The sequence below is a fragment of the Agrobacterium sp. 22-214-1 genome (assembly GCF_053522465.1).
Genome location: NZ_JBNWCK010000001.1, coordinates 1,607,864 through 1,627,386, shown reverse-complemented (window position 1 = coordinate 1,627,386; position 19,523 = coordinate 1,607,864). Strand labels below are relative to the sequence as shown.

15 protein-coding genes are annotated in these 19,523 nt (G+C 59.8%); 13 read left to right on the top strand and 2 right to left on the bottom strand.

Features of this window, described 5'->3' with window-relative positions; all coding sequences use genetic code 11:
* Positions 1-4: 4 nt before the first annotated feature.
* The 10 genes from ACQZ5G_RS08180 to ACQZ5G_RS08135 all read left to right on the top strand — a co-directional run bounded on the left by ACQZ5G_RS08180 (position 5) and on the right by ACQZ5G_RS08135 (position 11,485).
* Positions 5-1,297: an ABC transporter substrate-binding protein gene (locus tag ACQZ5G_RS08180; RefSeq protein WP_448737237.1), complete on the top strand. Its 1,293-nt coding sequence runs from the start codon at positions 5-7 to the stop codon at positions 1,295-1,297.
* 66 nt (positions 1,298-1,363) lie between these two features.
* Positions 1,364-2,164 (top strand): phosphodiesterase, encoded by an 801-nt coding sequence (locus ACQZ5G_RS08175; protein WP_448737238.1) that lies wholly within the window; start codon positions 1,364-1,366, stop codon positions 2,162-2,164.
* Between the two features lie 291 nt (positions 2,165-2,455).
* Positions 2,456-3,952, top strand: a complete 1,497-nt coding sequence (locus ACQZ5G_RS08170; protein WP_448737239.1) for an acetyl-CoA hydrolase/transferase family protein — start codon at positions 2,456-2,458, stop codon at positions 3,950-3,952.
* A 186-nt stretch (positions 3,953-4,138) separates the two neighbouring features.
* Positions 4,139-5,461, top strand: coding sequence for an alpha/beta hydrolase (locus ACQZ5G_RS08165; RefSeq protein WP_448737240.1), 1,323 nt, complete (start codon positions 4,139-4,141; stop codon positions 5,459-5,461).
* Positions 5,462-5,589: 128 nt separating this feature from the next.
* Positions 5,590-6,627, top strand: coding sequence for a 4-hydroxyproline epimerase (locus ACQZ5G_RS08160; RefSeq protein ID WP_448737241.1), 1,038 nt, complete (start codon positions 5,590-5,592; stop codon positions 6,625-6,627).
* A gap of 112 nt (positions 6,628-6,739) precedes the next feature.
* The gene (gene pyrC, locus ACQZ5G_RS08155) at positions 6,740-7,777 is read left to right on the top strand and encodes a dihydroorotase (RefSeq protein ID WP_448737242.1); all 1,038 of its coding nucleotides are present in this window, start codon (positions 6,740-6,742) and stop codon (positions 7,775-7,777) included.
* Between the two features lie 167 nt (positions 7,778-7,944).
* A complete protein-coding gene (locus ACQZ5G_RS08150; protein WP_003520012.1) occupies positions 7,945-8,643 on the top strand; it encodes an orotate phosphoribosyltransferase in 699 nt (232 codons plus the stop codon).
* 100 nt (positions 8,644-8,743) lie between these two features.
* Positions 8,744-9,670, top strand: coding sequence for a carbohydrate kinase family protein (locus ACQZ5G_RS08145; protein WP_003520009.1), 927 nt, complete (start codon positions 8,744-8,746; stop codon positions 9,668-9,670).
* 124 nt (positions 9,671-9,794) lie between these two features.
* Entirely contained in the window at positions 9,795-10,760 is a 966-nt protein-coding gene (locus ACQZ5G_RS08140) for an acetylxylan esterase (protein ID WP_448737243.1), read from the top strand.
* Positions 10,757-11,485 carry an esterase family protein gene (locus ACQZ5G_RS08135; RefSeq protein ID WP_003520007.1) on the top strand — a complete coding sequence of 243 codons (729 nt, stop codon included), beginning with the start codon at positions 10,757-10,759 and terminating at the stop codon, positions 11,483-11,485. Before ACQZ5G_RS08140 ends, ACQZ5G_RS08135 begins: the two co-directional genes overlap by 4 nt.
* A 61-nt stretch (positions 11,486-11,546) precedes the next feature.
* Here the strand turns inward: ACQZ5G_RS08135 and pgi are convergent, their stop codons facing one another.
* Both pgi and ACQZ5G_RS08125 read right to left on the bottom strand, forming a co-directional pair.
* A complete protein-coding gene (gene pgi / locus ACQZ5G_RS08130) occupies positions 11,547-13,172 on the bottom strand; it encodes a glucose-6-phosphate isomerase (protein WP_448737244.1) in 1,626 nt (541 codons plus the stop codon).
* Positions 13,173-13,311: 139 nt separating this feature from the next.
* Positions 13,312-15,024, bottom strand: coding sequence for a long-chain-fatty-acid--CoA ligase (locus ACQZ5G_RS08125; protein WP_448737245.1), 1,713 nt, complete (start codon positions 15,022-15,024; stop codon positions 13,312-13,314).
* A 360-nt stretch (positions 15,025-15,384) separates the two neighbouring features.
* Between ACQZ5G_RS08125 and ACQZ5G_RS08120 the strand changes: the two genes are divergently transcribed.
* From ACQZ5G_RS08120 to ACQZ5G_RS08110, 3 genes are all read left to right on the top strand, one after another.
* Positions 15,385-16,440, top strand: a complete 1,056-nt coding sequence (locus tag ACQZ5G_RS08120; protein ID WP_448737246.1) for an ABC transporter ATP-binding protein — start codon at positions 15,385-15,387, stop codon at positions 16,438-16,440.
* A gap of 149 nt (positions 16,441-16,589) precedes the next feature.
* Positions 16,590-17,606, top strand: coding sequence for an extracellular solute-binding protein (locus ACQZ5G_RS08115; RefSeq protein WP_003520003.1), 1,017 nt, complete (start codon positions 16,590-16,592; stop codon positions 17,604-17,606).
* Between the two features lie 174 nt (positions 17,607-17,780).
* The gene (locus ACQZ5G_RS08110; RefSeq protein ID WP_448737247.1) at positions 17,781-19,457 is read left to right on the top strand and encodes an ABC transporter permease; all 1,677 of its coding nucleotides are present in this window, start codon (positions 17,781-17,783) and stop codon (positions 19,455-19,457) included.
* The last annotated feature ends 66 nt before the right edge of the window (positions 19,458-19,523 follow it).

The following is a 19,523-nucleotide window of genomic DNA, read 5'->3' as shown; positions in this document are numbered from 1 at the left end:
TGACATGAAACTCAACCGACGCGCTGTGATGGGCGGTCTGGCTCTCGGCATGGCTTTTGCGGGCCTCGCTCAGCCGGTTCTGGCCAATGAAATCACGCTCAACGTTCTTTACAACCTGCCGGGCTTCACCAAGTTCCATCAGCCGCTGGCCGATGAATTCATGAAGAAGAACCCGGATGTGAAGATCAACTTCCTCGCTCCGGCCGCCGGTTATAATGAAGGCCAGCAGCAGGTTCTGCGTTCCGCCGTAACGGGCAATCTGCCGGATGTTTATTTCTCGGGTTACAACCTGACGGCGGAACTCGTTCACACCCTTGCACCGCGCAACCAGATCACCGATCTCGGCCCGTTCATTCAGGCTGAAGGCGGTCAGGCCTTCCTCGACAAGAACTACAGCCCGAAGATGGCCGCACTCGGCCAGATCGACGGAAAGCAGTACGGCCTTCCGGTCAACGCGTCCTCGCCGATCATCTACATCAACTCCGACCTCGTCACAAAGGCTGGCGGCGACCCGGACAAGATGCCGACGACCTTCCCGGAACTCATTGCTCTCGCCAAGAAGATCAAGGCTCTCGACCCGAAGCTGGCTGGCATGAGCTACGACATCAATGGTTGGGGCGATGACTGGTTGTGGCAGGCGCTCATCTTTGAACAGGGCGGCAAGCTCGTTGATGAAAAAGCGAAAACCGTCGGCTTCGACAATGAGATCGGCCTCAACGCCCTGAAGCTGGCCCGCCAGTTCGTGACTGAGGGCGGCCAGAACCTGCTCGACCCGGAACAGGCACGTCAGCAGTTCGGCGCTGGCCTGACCGGATTTACTTTCTCGACCCCGGCTCACGTCCAGACGATTCAAGGTCTGGTCGGCGACCGTTTCAAGCTGAAGACGGCGACCTTCCCGCTCGACAACAAGGAAAAGGGCGGCGTACCGACGGGCGGTAACTCGGCCGTGATCCTCACACAGGAAAAGGCCAAGCAGGATGCTGCCTGGAAGTACCTGAAGTGGATCACCGGTCCCGAAGCGCAGAACACCATCGTTCGCATCACCGGTTACCTGCCGACCAACAAGCTCGCAACCGGCCCCGACTTCCTTGCACCTTACTATGTCGAGAACCCGAACGTGAAGACTGCTTCGCTGCAGGCTGATCGCTCGATGCCTTGGGGTGCTTATCCGGGTGGCGAATCCGTCCGCATCTGGAAAACGCAGCGCGACATCATCGGCACCGTCATGCGTGGTGAAGTGACGCCGGAAGCCGGTCTCAAGCAGATCGTCGAGCAGACCAACGCCCTGCTGAAATAAGCAGAACCATCGAGAAGGCTGCGGGGAAATCCATTCCCGCAGCCATTTTGTGCAGAAAGACCTGTTATGAAGATCATCCAGATCACCGACACCCATCTCGTACCCCCCGGCATTGCTGTAAACGGCGTCGACCCGGAAAAGCAGCTGCGCGCGGCGGTGGCCGATATTGTCGAAAAACACGCCGACGCCGATCTTCTTGTGATGACGGGTGATCTTTGCAATTACGGCGAGCCGGAAGCCTATGAGCTGCTGCGCGATATCCTCGCGCCCGTCTCGATCCCCATGCAGTTGATGCTCGGCAATCACGACCGCCGCCCGGAATTCGTGGCCGCCTTTCCGGAGCAGCCGCGTGACGATAACGGCTATATCCAGTCCTTCATCGATACCGAATTCGGCCGGCTGCTGTTTCTCGACAGCCACGAGGCCGATGTCATCGGCGGCATATATGGTGCGGATCGTCTGGCCTGGCTGGAGAGTGCGCTGGAAAGCGCGGGCGACCTGCCGGTGACGGTGTTCATTCATCACCCGCCGATGGATTGCGGCATCCGCCATTTCGAACATATCGGCATGCATGATGACGGTGCTGTCATGCGCCGTCTCGCCGCTCATCCGGCCGGTATACGTCATATCATTTTTGGCCATATCCATGTGCCGATGGCAGGCACGACCGCCGAAGGCATCGCCTACAGTTCCGGTCAGGCCTGCGCGCACCGTTTCATCACCGATATCGATGTTGTCGATCCGCTATGGACGGGCGGCAATCCCTGTTACCGGGTCATAAGCCTGGGCGCATTCGGTCTGCGTGCCTATGATGCGGAAGTGGGGCAGGTCGTGCTCGGTCAGGCGCCTGTCTGCGAAGGCCCCTGACACCGGACGTTTCCGTGTCGCACGGAGATGACCTTCGCCCCGTCGCCTGTTGCTGGTGGTGAGAGAGAGATTTTTGACGATTGCAAGGCTGCGGTGGTCAGAAGACACCCGTGGCCTGTCGCGCCGATGCGCCACTTCTGGTTTGTTGAACGGGATGTGATGCATCGGAACCATGGTTCCGTGCGCACCCTTGATCTATGTCAGTTTCATCGATGAAACTGCACGCCATAGTCGCCGAAAGGTGGCCAGCCGAATGCCGTGCCATCGTGATGACAGATCATGGAGAACTGCATGCTTGAAAAGCGTATCCGCAACGCGTCCCTCTTGAACAGGATCGTCAGCGCCGAAGAGGCCGCCAGTCTCATTCAGGACGGCATGACGGTGGGCATGAGCGGCTTTACGCGCGCCGGCGAAGCGAAGGCGGTGCCGCTGGCGCTGGCCGAGCACGCCAAAACGAACCCCATGAAAATCACCCTGATGACCGGCGCCTCACTCGGCAACGATCTCGATAAGACCATGGTGGAGGCGGGCATGCTGGCGCGCCGCATGCCGTTCCAGTCCGATCCGGCTTTGCGCAGGGCGATCAACGACGGCAAGGTGATGTTCATCGACCAGCACCTTTCCGAAACGGTCGAGCAATTGCGCGGCGGCCAGATCCATGGGGTCGATATCGCCATTGTCGAGGCTGTGGCGATCACGGCGGAAGGCGGCATCGTGCCCACCACCTCCGTCGGCAATTCGGCAAGCTTCGCCATTCTGGCCGACAAGGTCATCGTTGAAATCAACCTGTCGCAGCCCGAGGTGCTGGAGGGGTTGCACGACATCTTCATTCCCGCCAAACGCCCGACCCGCATGCCCATCCCCGTGGTGGCGACGGACAGCCGTGTCGGCCTGCCATTCATTCCGGTCCCGCCGGAAAAGATCGCCGCCATCGTACTGAGCGACAAGAGCGACAGCTTTTCGACGGTGCTGCCGCCGGATGACGAGACCAAGGCCATTGCCGGCCATCTCACCGAGTTCCTGCTGAACGAGGTGCGTCACGGCCGCATGACCCATGAGCTCCAGCCGCTCCAGGCCGGCATCGGCACCATTGCCAATGCCGTGATGCATGGTTTCATCGATACGCCGTTTCACGATCTCAAAATGTATTCGGAGGTCCTGCAGGATTCGACTTTCGAACTGTTTGATGCGGGCAAGCTCACCTTCGCCTCCGGCTCGTCGATCACGCTGTCTTCCGCCATGAACGAGCAGGTGATGCCGCGACTGGCGGAATATAAGAGCAGGCTTATCCTGCGGCCACAGGAGGTCAGCAACCACCCGGAAGTCATCCGCCGCCTCGGCATTATCGGCATCAACACGGCACTGGAATTCGATATCTACGGAAACGTCAATTCCACCCATGTCGGCGGAACGCACATGATGAACGGCATCGGCGGCTCGGGGGATTTCGCCCGCAACGCCTATATGTCCATCTTCGTCACCAAATCGATCGCCAAGGGCGGGGCCATTTCAAGCGTCGTGCCGATGGTCAGCCATGTCGATCATACCGAACATGATGTCGATATTCTCGTCACCGAAATCGGGCTTGCCGATCTGCGTGGGCTGGCGCCTCGTGAGCGCGCGGCGGTCATCATCGCGAATTGCGTGCATCCTGATTATCGCGATGCGCTGATGGATTATTACCAGCGGGCGGTGGCGCGGGGCGGGCACACGCCGCATCTCATCGAAGAAGCGCTATCCTGGCATGCGGCTCTGCGCGAAAGGGGCACGATGCTGCCGCAGAAATAGGCCTGCATTTTACGAGGCGCCCCGTTGCCGGTGTGACAGTCGTGCAATTGGGTCCGTTTGGACACACCGGGGCGGAAATTCTCCGCTTCTGTGCTGTGGTTGCTGGCGCGTCTGTTCCGCCTCCGGTAGAAAATCCTCTCCCCCGGCTGCTGTCCGGCTGCCTCTGGGTTGTAGGAGAGTAATGTGATGCCCATTCGCTTCGTGGCCATGATCGCCATTGTCGCCCTGCTCGCCGGCTGCGGGGGGCGTCCGATTGGGGTCATGACGCCGACGGGGCAGACCGTGGCGGGAACCACACCCGTCAACCTTCTAGTCGCCACTACCCGCGCGCCATCGGAAAACGCCGCCGTGCTTTTTGGCGGCGAGCGTGGAACGGGTCTGAAGGTGGATGCGGTGACGGTTTCCATTCCGCCCAATGCCAACCGCAAGGTCGGGCAGGTGCAATGGCCGAAGAAACTGCCGCCGAACCCGCTGAAGGATTTCACCACGGTGGCGGTGGAGCCCATTCGCTCCGAAGCCGAGACACGAAGCTGGATCAGCAAACATATCCAGAAGGACCGCCGCGTGCTGGTCTTCGTGCATGGTTTCAATAACCGTTACGAAGAATCCGTCTATCGTTTCGCCCAGATCGTTCATGATTCCGGCACGGATGTCGTGCCGGTGGTCTTCACCTGGCCGTCGCGGGCGAGCATTTTCGACTATAATTACGACAAGGAAAGCACCAACTACTCGCGCGATGCGCTGGAAGAGATGCTGACCCGCCTCGCCAAGGACAAGTCCATCGGCGAGGTCACCGTCATGGCCCATTCCATGGGCACCTGGCTTGCGGTGGAGGCGCTGCGCCAGATGGCCATCCGCAATGGCCGCGTCGACCCGAAGATCGGCAATGTCATACTCGCCGCACCCGATCTCGATGTCGACGTGTTCAGCCGGCAATTCGCAAGCCTCGGCAAAACCCCGCCGAAATTCACCCTGTTCGTTTCGCAGGATGATCGCGCTCTCAGCCTGTCACGTCGTATTTCCGGCAATGTCGATCGTCTCGGCCAGATCGACCCATCGGTCGAACCCTATCGCAGCGAGCTTGAAAAGGCCGGCATCACCGTTCTGGATTTGACCAAGCTGCAATCCGGCGACCGCCTGAACCATGGAAAATTTGCCGAAAGCCCTGAAGTTGTCCGGCTTATCGGCGACCGCCTTATCGCCGGCCAGACGGTAACGGATTCAGATGTCGGTCTGGGTGAGGCGCTGGGTGCCGTCAGCATCGGCGCTGCGCAAACCGTCGGAACGGCGGCGAGCGTCGTGGTCAGCGCGCCGATTGCGGTGTTCGATCCGCGCACGCGTGAAAATTACGGCAGGCAGGTGGAACGGCTCGGCCGCTCCGTGGAAAATACCGTCGGATCGGTGGGCGATACGGCCGGTTCCGTGGTGGACGATCAGGCTGTTCAGTCATCGAGAGTGAATTGCGAGGCGACCGTCAATCGAAACCGGGCAGAGTGCCGTGACCGATAGATCAAAGATCAAGAGCGAGATGGTGAAACCGTAAGCGGTTTTCATCATCTCGCCCTCGCAGATTTGTATACAGCTTGTATTTTTATCTGTATGGTCCGGTCAGCAGCTTAACTTCCGGAGTAGACCCCATGCGTTGGAAACGCACCCTCCAGCTTCTCGATGTTCATTGCGAAGGCGAAATCGGCCGTGTCGTCACCGGCGGCGCGCCGAAAATTCCCGGCAACACGGTGGCCGAACAGCTTCACTGGATGAATACCGATCCGCAGGGTGAGGCGCTTCGTCGCTTTCTGACACTGGAGCCCCGTGGCACGCCGATGGGGTCGGTCAATCTACTCCTGCCGCCGAAGCACCCGGATGCGCACGCCGCCTTCGTCATTCTCCAGCCGGATCAGGCGCATGCCAGCTCCGGCTCCAATTCCATTTGCGCCACGACGGCGCTTCTGGAAAGCGGCATGGTGGAAATGCAGGAGCCGGAAACCGTCATCATCCTCGAAACGGCGGCCGGTCTGGTCAAGGCCACGGCCACCTGCCGCGATGGCCGTTGCGAAAAGGTCACGCTGACCATGGTGCCATCCTTCGTGCATGAGCTGGATGTCAGCATCGACACGCCCGAATGGGGCAGGGTGACGATGGATATTTCCTATGGCGGCATTTTTTATGCGCTGGTCGACGTCCGCCAGATCGGCCTCACCATCGAAAAGGCCAATGCGGCAAAGCTGGTCTCGGCGGGCATGATCCTGAAAGATCTGGTCAACCGTGAAATGACCGTCGTTCATCCGGAAATTCCGGCCATTTCCGGCGTTGCCTATGTCATGTTCCGCGATGTGGATGCGGATGGCTCCATCCGCACCTGCACCACCATGTGGCCAGGCCGGGCGGATCGCTCGCCCTGCGGCACCGGCAATTCCGCCAATCTCGCCACGCTTTATGCGCGCGGCAAGGTGAAGGTGGGAGACGAGTATAAATCCCGCTCGATCATTGGTTCGGAATTCGATGTTGGCCTTTCCGCCGTCACCGAGGTGGCGGGCCGCCCGGCTGTCATTCCCACCATTGCCGGGCGCGGCTTCACCTTCGGTCTGCACCAGGTGGGTCTCGATCCTTTCGACCCGCTGGCAGATGGTTTTGCCATGACCGATGTCTGGGGCCCGGAAGCGGGCAACATCTGAGGCACGCTTTAAAAAAATGACATTTACAGCCGCCCGATGACCTCTGGCGGCTGTTTTCCCGCGACAAAAGATGCTAAGCGGGCGCAATTCCATCATGCTCCGAGGTATCCCGATGAAGTCGCTCACCCTGCGCCGCCCTGATGACTGGCACCTGCACCTGCGTGATGGGGCAATGCTGGAAGGGGTGATCGGGGATACGAGCCGCCATTTCGCACGCGCCATCATCATGCCGAACCTGGTGCCGCCGGTCGTCACCACGGCCGATGCCCGCGCCTATCGCGAACGCATCGTCAAGGCAATTCCGGCCGGTGACCGTTTCGAGCCGCTGATGACCCTCTATCTCACCGAGGACACGCAGGCAGACGATGTGGAAGAGGGCAAAAAAAGCGGCCTCATCACCGCCGTAAAGCTTTACCCGGCGGGTGCGACCACCAATTCTCATGGCGGCGTGCGCGATTTCAACAAGGCCATGCCGGTTCTGGAGCGCATGGCGAAGATCGGCCTGCCGCTCTGCGTGCATGGTGAGGTCACGACGCCGGAAGTCGATATTTTCGACCGCGAGAAAGTGTTCATCGATACGGTTCTGGAGCCACTGCGCCAGCGCCTGCCGGAACTCAAGGTAACGATGGAGCACATCACCACCCGCGACGGCGTCGACTATATCAAGTCGTCCAAAGCCAACATCGCCGGCTCCATCACCACCCATCACCTCATCATCAACCGCAATGCCATCCTGGTCGGCGGTATCAAGCCGCATTATTATTGCCTGCCCGTCGCCAAGCGCGAGGAGCATCGGCTGGCGCTGCGGGCTGCCGCGACTTCGGGTGATGCACGCTTCTTCCTCGGCACCGATTCCGCTCCGCATGTGGACCCGCTGAAGGAATGCGCCTGCGGCTGCGCCGGCATCTATACCTCCATCAACACTATGAGCTGTCTCGCACACGTCTTCGAGGATGAAAATGCCCTCGATAAGCTGGAAGCCTTCGCTTCGCTCAACGGCCCGGCCTGGTATGGTCTTGCGCCGAACGAAGAGACGATCACGCTGGTCAAGCGCGCGGAAGCGGTGGCCTTTCCTGAAAAAATCGAGACGGGCGCCGGGCCGGTCACCGTGTTCGATCCGATGTTCCCGCTCCATTGGGATGTGAGTTGATTTTTTGGTAACCGCCGGCACTGCCGGCGGTTTTGTTATGGTCCCCAGGCATTCGCCCTTCGGCGCCGCCTGCGGATGCCTGCGATACTGAACCGAGATGTTGTGCTTTCCGAAAACCGATCCGGGTTTTCGGAGCGATAAACCAAGGCCGAAAAAGGAGAACGCCTATGAACCATTTCACATTCACTGACCGCGCCGTCGTTGCGGAACTGGTTGCGAAGATGTTGTGGGAAATCAAGGCGGTCCACTTCAATTCCGAAAGCCCCTATACCTTCGCTTCGGGCATGAAGAGCCCGGTGTACATCGACATGCGCAAGCTCATCTCCTTCCCCCGCATCCGCTCGGCGGCGATGGATTTTGCGGCGGCGGCGGTGATGCGCGAGGCCGGTTTCGAGAAGTTCGACTGTGTGGCAGGCGGTGAAACGGCGGGCATTCCCTTTGCCGCTTTCCTTGCCGAGCGCCTCGGCCTGCCGATGATCTATTGCCGCAAGAAGCCGAAAGGCCATGGCCGCAACGCTCAGATCGAAGGCCATATGCCGGAGGGAGCCCGCGTTCTCGTCATCGAGGATCTGACGACGGCGGGCGGCTCGATGTTCACCTTCATCGACGCCATCCGTGCGGCGGGCGGCATTGTGGATCACGGTATCGCGCTGTTTTATTACGGCATCTTCGAAGAGGCCGAAGCGCGCTTCGCCAACGGCAATGTCAAGCTGCATTACCTGACCACCTGGCGCGATGTTCTGGCCGTTGCCCGGGCTGAAAAACTGTTCGACGAAAAGACCCTCTCGGAGGTCGAAGCCTTCCTCGATAACCCGCTGCCATGGTCGGCAAAACGCGGCGGTGTCAGCGAATTGCCGCAATCTTAATTTCGGATGCGGCCAGCCCGGTTTTGCGGCTGGCCTTCCGATCGATCTTCGTCTAAATCGATTTAAGTCCATTTGATTTGCTGTTTTGAGGAGGACCGTAATGATCCTGTGTTGTGGTGAAGCCCTGATCGACATGCTGCCCCGGCAGACGACGCTGGGTGAGGCGGGTTTTGCCCCCTATGCAGGCGGAGCGGTCTTCAACACGGCGATTGCGCTGGGGCGTCTCGGTGTCCCTTCCGCCTTTTTCACGGGCCTTTCCGATGACATGATGGGCGATATCCTGCGAGAAACCCTGCGCGCCAGCAATGTCGATTTCAGCTATTGCGCCACCCTTTCGCGGCCGACCACCATCGCCTTCGTGAAGCTGGTGGATGGCCATGCGACCTATGCCTTCTACGACGAAAACACGGCCGGCCGGATGATCACCGAAGCGGAGCTTCCGGCGCTGGGCGCCGATTGCGAGGCGCTGCATTTCGGTGCGATCAGCCTCATCCCGGAGCCTTGCGGCAGCACCTATGAGGCGCTGATGACGCGCGAGCATGAAAGCCGTGTCATCTCGCTCGATCCGAATATCCGCCCCGGCTTCATCAAGGACAAGCAGTCCCACATGGCCCGCATCCGCCGCATGGCGGCCATGTCGGATATCGTGAAATTCTCGGATGAGGACCTTGCCTGGTTCGGGCTGGAAGGCGATGAGGACACGCTTGCCCGCCACTGGCTGCACCATGGTGCGAAACTGGTCGTCGTCACCCGTGGCGCCAAGGGCGCGGTGGGGTATAGCGCCAATCTCAAGGTCGAAGTAGCATCTGAACGCGTGGAAGTGGTCGATACTGTCGGCGCGGGTGATACCTTCGATGCCGGCATTCTTGCCTCGCTGAAAATGCAGGGTCTGCTGACCAAGGCGCAGGTTGCCTCGCTGACGGAAGACCAGATCAGGAAGGCTCTGGCGCTCGGCGCGAAAGCGGCCGCTGTCACCGTTTCGCGGGCCGGCGCGAACCCACCCTTTGCGCATGAAATCGGTTTGTGATGAGCGCGGTTGAACCATTTTGAAAAGGTGGTTCAACACTCTTCCCGGCTTTAGAACCGTAAAAAACCGTTATTTCGATATTATGAAGCTTGTGTCCGCTGTTTTTTCACGAAACAAGCATCGCATGAGCGTTCCCAAGTCCCATCCTTTCGATTTCGACCCGACCTATGGCATGCAGCGCGAGCAGCTTCTGGCCGTCACCCCGCCCGAAGCGCCGCCGGGCTTCGATGATTTCTGGAAAAAGCGCTATCGCCGCGCGCTCGCCACGGATCCCCGGCCAGTGCTGCGCAAAAGCAGGCTCAGCGACCCCCGCTGGCATGTCCTCGATATGACCTACACCTCCACCGGCGGTTTTCGCATCGGCGGGTGGCTGCTTTTGCCGCGCGAAGGGCAGGTGCGCCGCGGCCTCGTTGTGGGCCATGGTTATGGCGGGCGTGGGGAACCCGATTTCGACGTGCCGGTGGAAGAAACGGCCGTGCTGTTTCCCTGTTTTCGCGGGCTTTCGCTGAGCGCCTGTCCGCCGATCTCGTCCGATCCCGCCCTTCATGTTCTCTATAACATCGACAGGAAAGAAGATTACATCATCGGCGGCTGCGTCGACGATCTATGGGTTGCCGTTTCCACGCTCATCAGCCTTTATCCCTGGCTGGAAGGGCAGGTGGGTTACAGCGGCATCAGTTTCGGCGGCGGCCTCGGTGCCCTGGCCATCCCTTTCGACGAGCGCATAGACCGCGGCCATCTTGTCGTGCCCACATTCGGACACCGGCCGTTCTGGCTGACGCTGCCGACCGTCGGCAGCGCGGATGCGGTTCAGACCTATCAGAAGACCCATGCTAATGTGCTTGAGACGCTGCGCCTGTTCGATGCCGCCTGTGCCGCCACCCGTATAAAAGTGCCGATGCTGGTTGCGCCCGCACTTTTCGACCCGGCGGTGGCGCCGCCCTGCCAGTTCGCGGTGGCCAATGCGCTGCCAAAATCAAAATTTAATGAAATATTCATCCTCGACGCCGGGCATTTCGATTACCCTGACAGCGCATCGCAAGATGCGGTCCATAAGGACAAGGTCAGACGGTTTTTCAAGGTGCCATGAAACGCGAATATCTCCGTTGGTATAGTCAAAGGCTCCATCGCGACATGGAGCTGCTAATATTCGGACATTCCGGCGCCAGGGTGCTGATGTTTCCCACCCGCGACGGGCGTTTCTTCGAATATGAGGAACTGGGTCTGGTCGGCAGTCTGGCCGACAAGCTGGAGGCGGGCCACCTTCAGCTCTATTGCATAGAGGGGCTGGCCAGAGAGACCTTCTATGCGGCCGGGCATCATCCCGCCGATCGCATTCGCCGGCACGCCGCCTTCGAAGACTATATTCTGAACGAAGTGCTGCCGCTGATGGCCGAGAAAAACCCGAATAGTGACACGATCGTGCAGGGTTGCAGCCTGGGTGCGTTTCAGGCCGCCAGCCTCGTCTTCCGCCACCCGCATCTTTTTCGCAAGCTCGTCGCCTTTTCCGGCCGTTATGACCTGACGATGAAGGTGGAATCCTTCGGCGATCTGTTCGACGGCTATTACGACGACGACATCTATTTCCACATGCCGAGCCATTTCCTGCCGGGTCTCGCCTGCCCGTGGCGGCTTGAACACCTGCGCCGCATCGACATGGTCTTCACCATCGGCGATGCCGATCCGTTTCTGGACAACAATCATCACCTCAGCCGGGTTCTGTCGGAGAAGCAGGTGGGGCATCGCATGCATGTCTGGGATGGCCGCGCCCACCGGGCGGGCGCGTGGCGCAAGATGGCGGCGCTTTATATTTGAGCCGCCACATTAAAAAAGCCGGAGGTGTCTCCGGCTTTTTAGATGACGGTCGTAACGTCCCTCAGCCTGCCAGTCCCGCCAGCGCCTTCACCAGACCCTGGGTCGAGCTGTCATGGCCGGCTGCACTTTCCTTGCCTTCCACGACGGGAAGCAGGCCGGTTGCCAGTTCCTTGCCAAGCTCCACGCCCCACTGGTCGAAGGAGTTGATGCGGAACAGCACGCCTTCGACGAAAACGCGGTGCTCGTAGAGCGCGATCAGGCGGCCAAGCGCGAACGGTGTCAGCTTGTCGTAGACGAAGGTGATGGAGGGGCGGTTACCGGTGAAGACGCGATGCGGCGCGATGAAATCGGCGAGTTTGTCTTCCATGCCCTTGGAGGTGAGCTGTGCTTTCGCTTCGGCAAGCGTGCGGCCCTTCATCAGCGCTTCCGATTGCGCCAGACAATTGGCGATGAGAAGCTGGTGCTGATGGCGCAGTTCGGGCTCGAAACCGTTGGCGGCGATCATGAATTCGGCCGGAATGACGCTCGTGCCCTGGTGGATGAGCTGGTAGAAGGCGTGCTGGCCATTGGTGCCGGGCTCGCCCCAGACGACCGGACCGGACTGGCCTTCGACGGGCGTGCCGTCGATGGTCACGCCCTTGCCGTTCGACTCCATGTCGAGCTGCTGCAGGTAGGCCGGGAAACGCGACAGGCGCTGATCATAGGGCAGGATCGCCCGGGTCGGATAATTCAACACGTTGCGGTTATAAAAACCGATGAGGCCGAGCAGCATCGGCAGATTTTCGCGGATCGGCGCTTCGCGGAAGTGCCTGTCCATGGCATGCGCACCATCCAGGAACTTGCCGAAATTATCCGGCCCGATGGCGATCATCAGCGGCAGGCCGATGGCCGACCAGATCGAATAACGTCCGCCAACCCAGTCCCAGAAACCGAAGATGCGGTCGCTTTCGATACCGAAGGCCGCAACCTTTTCCAGTGCGGTGGAAACGGCGGCGAAGTGATGCTTGACGGCTGCCTCACCCAATTTCTCGGCGATGAAACGGCGCGCGGTGGCGGCGTTCGTCATCGTCTCGATGGTGGTGAAGGTCTTCGACGCGACGATGAACAGCGAGGTTTCCGGGTCGATCAGCTTCAGCGTGTCGGCGATATGAGCGCCATCGATGTTCGAGACGAAATGCGCGCGCGGGCCGTCATGGAACGGCGCCAGCGCCAGCGTCGCCATCACGGGGCCGAGATCGGAACCGCCAATGCCGATATTGATGACGTCGGTAATCTTCTTGCCGGTCGCACCCTTGAGAGAGCCGGAGCGGATCGCATCGGCAAACTTGCCCATGGCGGTGAGAACGGCGTTCACGTCAGGCATCACATCCTTGCCGTCCACGAGAACCGGCGTATTGGAACGGTTGCGCAGCGCGGTATGCAGCACGGCGCGGTCTTCGGTGAAGTTGATCGCCTTGCCCGAGAACATCTCCTCGCGCTTGGCCTCGACGCCGCCTTCGCGTGCGAGCTGTTCGAGAAGCGTGACGATCTCTTCGTTCACGGCGCATTTGGAATAGTCCATCAGCAGGTCATCGAATTTGGCGCTGAAACGGCTGAATCTCTTGTCGTCGGCCGCAAAGGCGGCGCGAAGATCGGTTGCGGCTGTGCTGCTCGCCGTTGCTTTCAGTTTTTCGATGGTGGCCTGCATCTCGTGCTCCTCGGCTTCCGTGGAAGGATGAGGAAACTATTCTTTTTCAGGCGGCCAAATCAAGGCGACTTTGATAAAAGAAAAGGGCCGGGATGAAAGAAAGAGCCGGTCGCCCGGCTCTCTCCATTGCGCGAGACAATCAGTTCAGATTGCGCAATTCGCGCCGCAAGATTTTGCCGACATTCGATTTCGGCAACTCGGTGCGGAACTCGATGATTTTCGGCCTTTTGTAGTTCGTCAGGTTCTTGGCGCAGAAGGCCTTGAGCTCGGCTTCCGTGAGCGACTGGTCCTTCTTGACGACGAAGAGTTTGACGGTTTCGCCGGAATGTTCATCCGGGACACCGATGGCGGCGCATTCCAGCACGCCCGGATGGCTGGCGGCCACCTCTTCTACTTCGTTCGGATAGACGTTGAAACCGGAAACGAGGATCATGTCCTTCTTGCGGTCGACGATCTTGGTGTAACCGCGCTCGTCCATGAAACCCATGTCGCCGGAACGGAAGAAGCCGTCGGCGGTCATGGCTTTTGCGGTTTCATCCGGCCGCTGCCAATAGCCGGCCATGACCTGCGGCCCGCGAATGCAGATCTCGCCGACTTCGCCTGTCGGCAGGCTGTTGCCGTCCTCATCGCGAATATCGATTTCCGTCGAGGAGATGGGCAGGCCGATGGTGCCGCTGAATTCCGTGGAATCGAGGCGGTTGACGGTGGCGACCGGGGATGTCTCGGACAGGCCGTAGCCTTCGGCAATCGGGCAGCCGACGATCGAAAGCCAGCGTTCCGCAACAGGTCTCTGCACGGCCATGCCGCCGCCGAGAACCAGAATAAGCGACGACAGATCGAGCTTGCGGAAATCCTCATTGTTCATCATCGCGTTGAAAAGCGTGTTGATGCCGGGGAAGATATGCGGCTGATAATGCGTCAGCTCCTTCACGAAGCCGGGAATGTCGCGCGGATTGGCGATCAGCAGATTGTGACCGCCGAGCGCAATGCCCATCAGCGAATTCACCGTCAATGCGAAGATGTGGCAGAGCGGCAGGGCGCAGATGAAGTTGAGAACTTCCGGACGGTCCTTTCGGCCATTGAAAGCGGCGTCCAGCCACAGGCTGATCTGAAGCTTGTTGGCCAGAAGATTGGCATGGGTGAGAACCGCACCCTTGGATACGCCCGTCGTGCCGCCGGTATATTGCAGGAAGGCGATGTCCTGCGCCGTGAGGCTGACCGGCTTCAGCGAAAATCCCTGACCTTCCTTCAGCATGGCCTTGAAGCTGATGGAGCCGGGGATGGTGTAGGCGGGCACCAGTTTCTTGACCTTGCGAACCACCAGATTGACGATATGTCCCTTCAGGCCGAGGAGATCGCCCATCGCCGCGACGACCACATGCCGCACCGCGGTTTTCGGCACCGCCTGCTGGGCCACATGGGCGAAGTTTTCCAGAACGAAGATCGCCTTTGCGCCGGAATCCTTGAGCTGATGTTCCAGCTCGCGCGGTGTGTAGAGCGGATTGACATTGACCACGATCATGCCCGCCCGCAGGATCCCGTATACCGCGACGGGATTTTGCAGGATATTCGGCATCATCACGGCAACACGGTCGCCTTTTTCCAGCCCTCTGGATTGCAGCCAGGCAGCGACCGCGCGGGTTTCAGCGTCCAGTTCCCGATAGGTCAGGGACTTTCCCATGCTGGAAAAGGCCTTACGGTCGGCAAATTGCGCACAGCTCTTTTCGAGAAGTTCGACAAGGGAGGCATGGGCGGATGCGGGGATTTCGGAAGGTACGCCCGGCGGATAGGATGCCAGCCAGCGCTTCTCTGCGCTGACGTTTTCCGGGTGTCCCAGGGACAGTTCACTCATGCTTCTCCTCCCAGAGTCTTTGTCGCGCCGCGCATTTTTTGAAACGCGTGAAGGGCGCTTTCGGCTGCCTGATGTTCACGAAGCTCCCGTATTCAGCCGGCCCCAATCGGCCGGGTTGAGGGAACTCCCTGTGGCGTCACCGGATCGACCGCTCCTCTCGCTCCCCGGTGACGAATGATAGACGCGTAATCCCTTGACGTCCATCTCGTCGGCAAAGCCTATTTAACTCTAACGTAAACGTCAATATTGCTGCCGCACATCTCGCCAACTCGTGAAGGGAAAAGCATTTTGCCCGGCTTTTTTGACTTTAATCCTGATTTGAGCGATCAACATAATTCCCAAAGCAGGGCAGGATTGGAAATGGCAGGCAGGGCAGCGCTTGAACTGAAATCGGTCGGGAAGAGATTCGGCGAGACGGAAGTGCTGTCCGATATCGATCTTTCCGTCGAACGCGGCGAAATCATTTGTCTGGTGGGACGCTCCGGCTGTGGAAAATCGACCCTGCTGCGCATCGTGGCGGGCGTGGAGACGCCGGACCATGGCAGCGTTTCCCTAAACGGCGCTGTCGTTGCCGGTCCCGCTGTTTTCATCGAGCCGGAAAAGCGCAATATCGGTTTTGTCTTTCAGGATTATGCGCTGTTTCCGCATCTGACCGTCGAGCAGAATGTCATGTTCGGTCTTCGATCTTTGCCGAAGGTGGAAGCCCGCCGCCGCGCCGCCGAGATGATCGAACATGTTCACCTGCAGGAACTGGCGAAACGTTATCCTCATACGCTTTCGGGCGGCGAGCAGCAGCGTGTGGCGCTTGCCCGCGCGCTTGCTCCGCAACCCGGCCTGCTCCTGATGGACGAGCCCTTTTCCAATCTGGACAGGGGACTGCGAGACAGTGTGCGTGAGGAAACGCTCGGCCTGTTGCGGCAACTGGGCACGACGGCGATCATGGTTACCCATGATCCGGAAGAGGCGCTTTCGGCAGGCGACCGTGTGGTTCTGATGCAGCGCGGGCGCATCGTGCAGAGCGGCACGGGTTACGAAATCCACGATCATCCCAAAACCCGTTATGCCGCCGATTTTTTCTGCGCCTTCAACAAGATCGAAGGCCGGGTAAGACAGGGCCGGGTCGAAACGCCGCTCGGGCTTCTGGGCGATGCGTCCGATCTGCCTGACGGCCTCCCCGCCGTTGCCTATGTTCGCCCAAATGCGATTTCGATCATCGAGGACGGCGCCGCGAAAGAAGGAATTGCCGGCGAAATATCGAGCCGTGTCTTCCTCGGGGAGATCGAGCAGCTGGGCATAGCCGTGCCCGGATTGTCGGCCGATCTGCGTGTCAGGACGATGCAGCGTACACCCGCCCGGACGACGGCGGTGCGCTTCGGTATCGATCCCAAAGGAGTGCTGATATTTACTGCAAGTTGAGTGAGCGGATTTGCATGTTTATTTCCGCTCCATTTTCAACTCTTGGTGATCGAATCCGCCTGAAAAACAGAGAAATAAAACTTGATTTGTGTCATCATGTATGATGTCTGCTCCCTCTATATTGCCGCTATCGGAGAGGGAGACAAAACATGACGAAATTTACCAGATTTGCCCTGCTTGCCAGCACGGTTGCCTTTGCGGCCGGAACGGCCGGCGCCGCGGAGCTCAACATCTACACCACCCGCGAACCGGGCCTGATCCAGCCCCTGCTGGACTCCTTCACCGCTTCGAGCGGCGTCAAGGTCAACACCGTGTTCCTGAAGGACGGTCTTGCCGAGCGCGTTCTGAGCGAGGGCGCAAGCTCGCCTGCCGACGTTCTGATGACGGTGGATGCCGGCAACCTCGTCGATCTCGCTGAAAAGGGCGTCACCCAGGCGGTCGAATCCGAAACCCTGACCAAGGCTATCCCGGCTGAACTTCGCGACGCCAAGGGCCATTGGTTCGCGCTCTCCATGCGCGCCCGCGTTCTGTATGCGGCGAAGGATGTCGATCTCGCCTCCTTCAACTATGAAGATCTGGCGGATGCGAAGTGGAAGGGCAAGGTCTGCATTCGCGCCGGCCAGCACCCCTATAACACGGCGCTTTTTGCCGACTACATCGCCCATTACGGCGCTGCGGACACCGAAAAGTGGCTTGCCGGCGTCAAGGAAAACCTGGCCCGCAAGGCAGGCGGCGGCGACCGCGACGTTGCCAAGGACATCCTCGGCGGCATTTGCGATATCGGCATCGCCAACTCCTATTATGTCGGCCTGATGCGCTCGGGCAAGGGCGGCGAGGAGCAGGTGAAGTGGGGCGACGCCATCAAGGTGGTTCTGCCGACCTTCAAGAATGGCGGCACGCAGGTCAATATCAGCGGCGCGGCTGTGGCCAAGAACGCACCCAACAAGGCGGAAGCCGTCAAGCTGCTGGAATATCTCGTCTCCGACGAAGCCCAGAAAATCTATGCTGAAGCCAACTACGAATATCCGGTCAAGCAGGGTGCGGCTCTCAACGAGATCATCGCTTCCTTCGGCACGCTGAAGATCGATAACAAGCCGCTGACGGAAATCGTCTCGCACCGCAAACAGGCGAGCGAGCTGGTCGACAAGGTCGGTTTCGACAAGTAAGGGCCATTGAGAGCATCGGACCGAAAAGTGTACGCGGTTTTCGGAAAATCCGATGCTTTAACAAAAAGATAGAGCGTCGGACACGATTGCGTTTTTCTGTCCGACGCTCTAGCGATAACATGGTGGAAGGCGTTCGCATTCGCGGGCGCCTTTCCGCGTATTTTCTAAAAGCACATGAATCCAGACGCCATCCAGCCATTGACACCTCGTGCCCGAGCCAGGTTTTCATCCTCCTTCTGGTGGCTGTGCCTCTCCGTGCTGGCGGTCTGCGGCGCCATGGTGCCGGTTCTGGCGCTTATATCTCAGGCGTTGCAGGGTTCTGAAGGCCTGTGGGCGCATCTCGGTTCGACCGTGCTCTGGACGGCGCTTCCGGATACGGCGATCCTTCTCGCCGGTGTCGGGCTGCTGGCCGGTGTCGTCGGAACCTATGCCGCCTGGCTGGTCACCGCCTATGATTTTCCCGGCCGCAAAATATTGGAATGGGCGCTGCTGCTGCCGCTGGCCATGCCCACCTATATCGTCGCTTACGCCTATCTGGATATTCTGCATCCCATCGGACCGGTGCAGGGCGCGATCCGCTGGCTGCTCGGTTATTCCAGCCCGCGCGAATTTCGTCTGCCGGACATAAGGTCCATGACGGGCTGCATCGTCCTTCTCGGCTTCGTGCTGTTTCCCTATGTCTATATTCCCGTGCGCGCCATGTTTCTGACGCAGGCGGGCAACCTGCTGGAAGCGGCACGAACGCTCGGCGTCTCCAGACGCGCGGCTTTCTTCAAGGTGGCAGTGCCGCTGGCGCGACCGGCGATTGCGGTCGGCATCAGCCTTGCCCTGATGGAAGCGCTGAATGATATAGGCGCATCGGAATTCCTCGGCGTCCGCACGCTCACCGTTTCCGTCTACACCACCTGGGTCACGAAATCCGACCTGCCGGGTGCGGCGCAGATCGCGCTTTCCATGCTGTTCATCGTCGTCGCCCTCGTGGCGCTGGAGCGCTGGGCGCGGCGCAAGCAGCGTTATGCCGTTTCGGCGCAGAAAAGCAGGGAACTCGAGCCGCTGCGACTCAACGGCCTGAAGGGCTGGGCCGCTTTCGTACTCGGCGGCCTGCCGGTCCTGATCGGCTTTGTGGCGCCGGCCAGCTATCTCGTCATCGAGGCATGGAAACGGTTCCGTTTCAGCGGCCTCTCCGCCCGCTTTGCCGAGGAGGCTCTGAACACCATCGTCTTTGCCGGCCTGGCGACGGTTATCACCCTTATCCTCGGCCTTGCGGTTGCTTACGCCATGCGCCTTGCACCGGGGCGTCTCTCGCTCTGGTCCTACCGGCTTTCGACGGTCGGATATGCGGCCCCCGGCACGGTCATCGCCATCGGCGTGCTGATCGCGCTTGGCGGCTTCGACCGGTTTGTCGACCAGACCATGCGTGACTGGTTCGGCATCTCTACCGGCCTCATTTTCATCGGCAGCGGCGCGGCGCTGATCTATGCCTATTCGGCGCGTTTCCTCACCATTGCGGCGGGCGGTGTGGATGCCGGCCTCAGCCGCATACCGCAATCCTTCGATCACGCCTCGCGAACGCTCGGACGATCCGCGACGCAGACATTCCGCCAGATTCATCTGCCGCTTTCCAGGGCGTCGCTTGCGGCAGCGGCGCTGCTGATCTTCGTCGATTGCGTCAAGGAGCTTCCCGCCACGCTTCTGTTGAGGCCGCTGAATTTCGAAACTTTCGCTACCCATCTTTATGGCGAAGCGGCGCGCGGCACCTATGAGGAAGCGGCAATCGCGGCGCTGGCAATCGTCGTCATCGGCATGCTTCCGGTCATGCAGCTTGCAAGGATCGGCCGGCGCAAGGGCTGATATCGAAGCCCTGTCCGATAAATGATGGGCGCAAAACTGTGCGAGAGGCCAATAAGCTTCAAATCC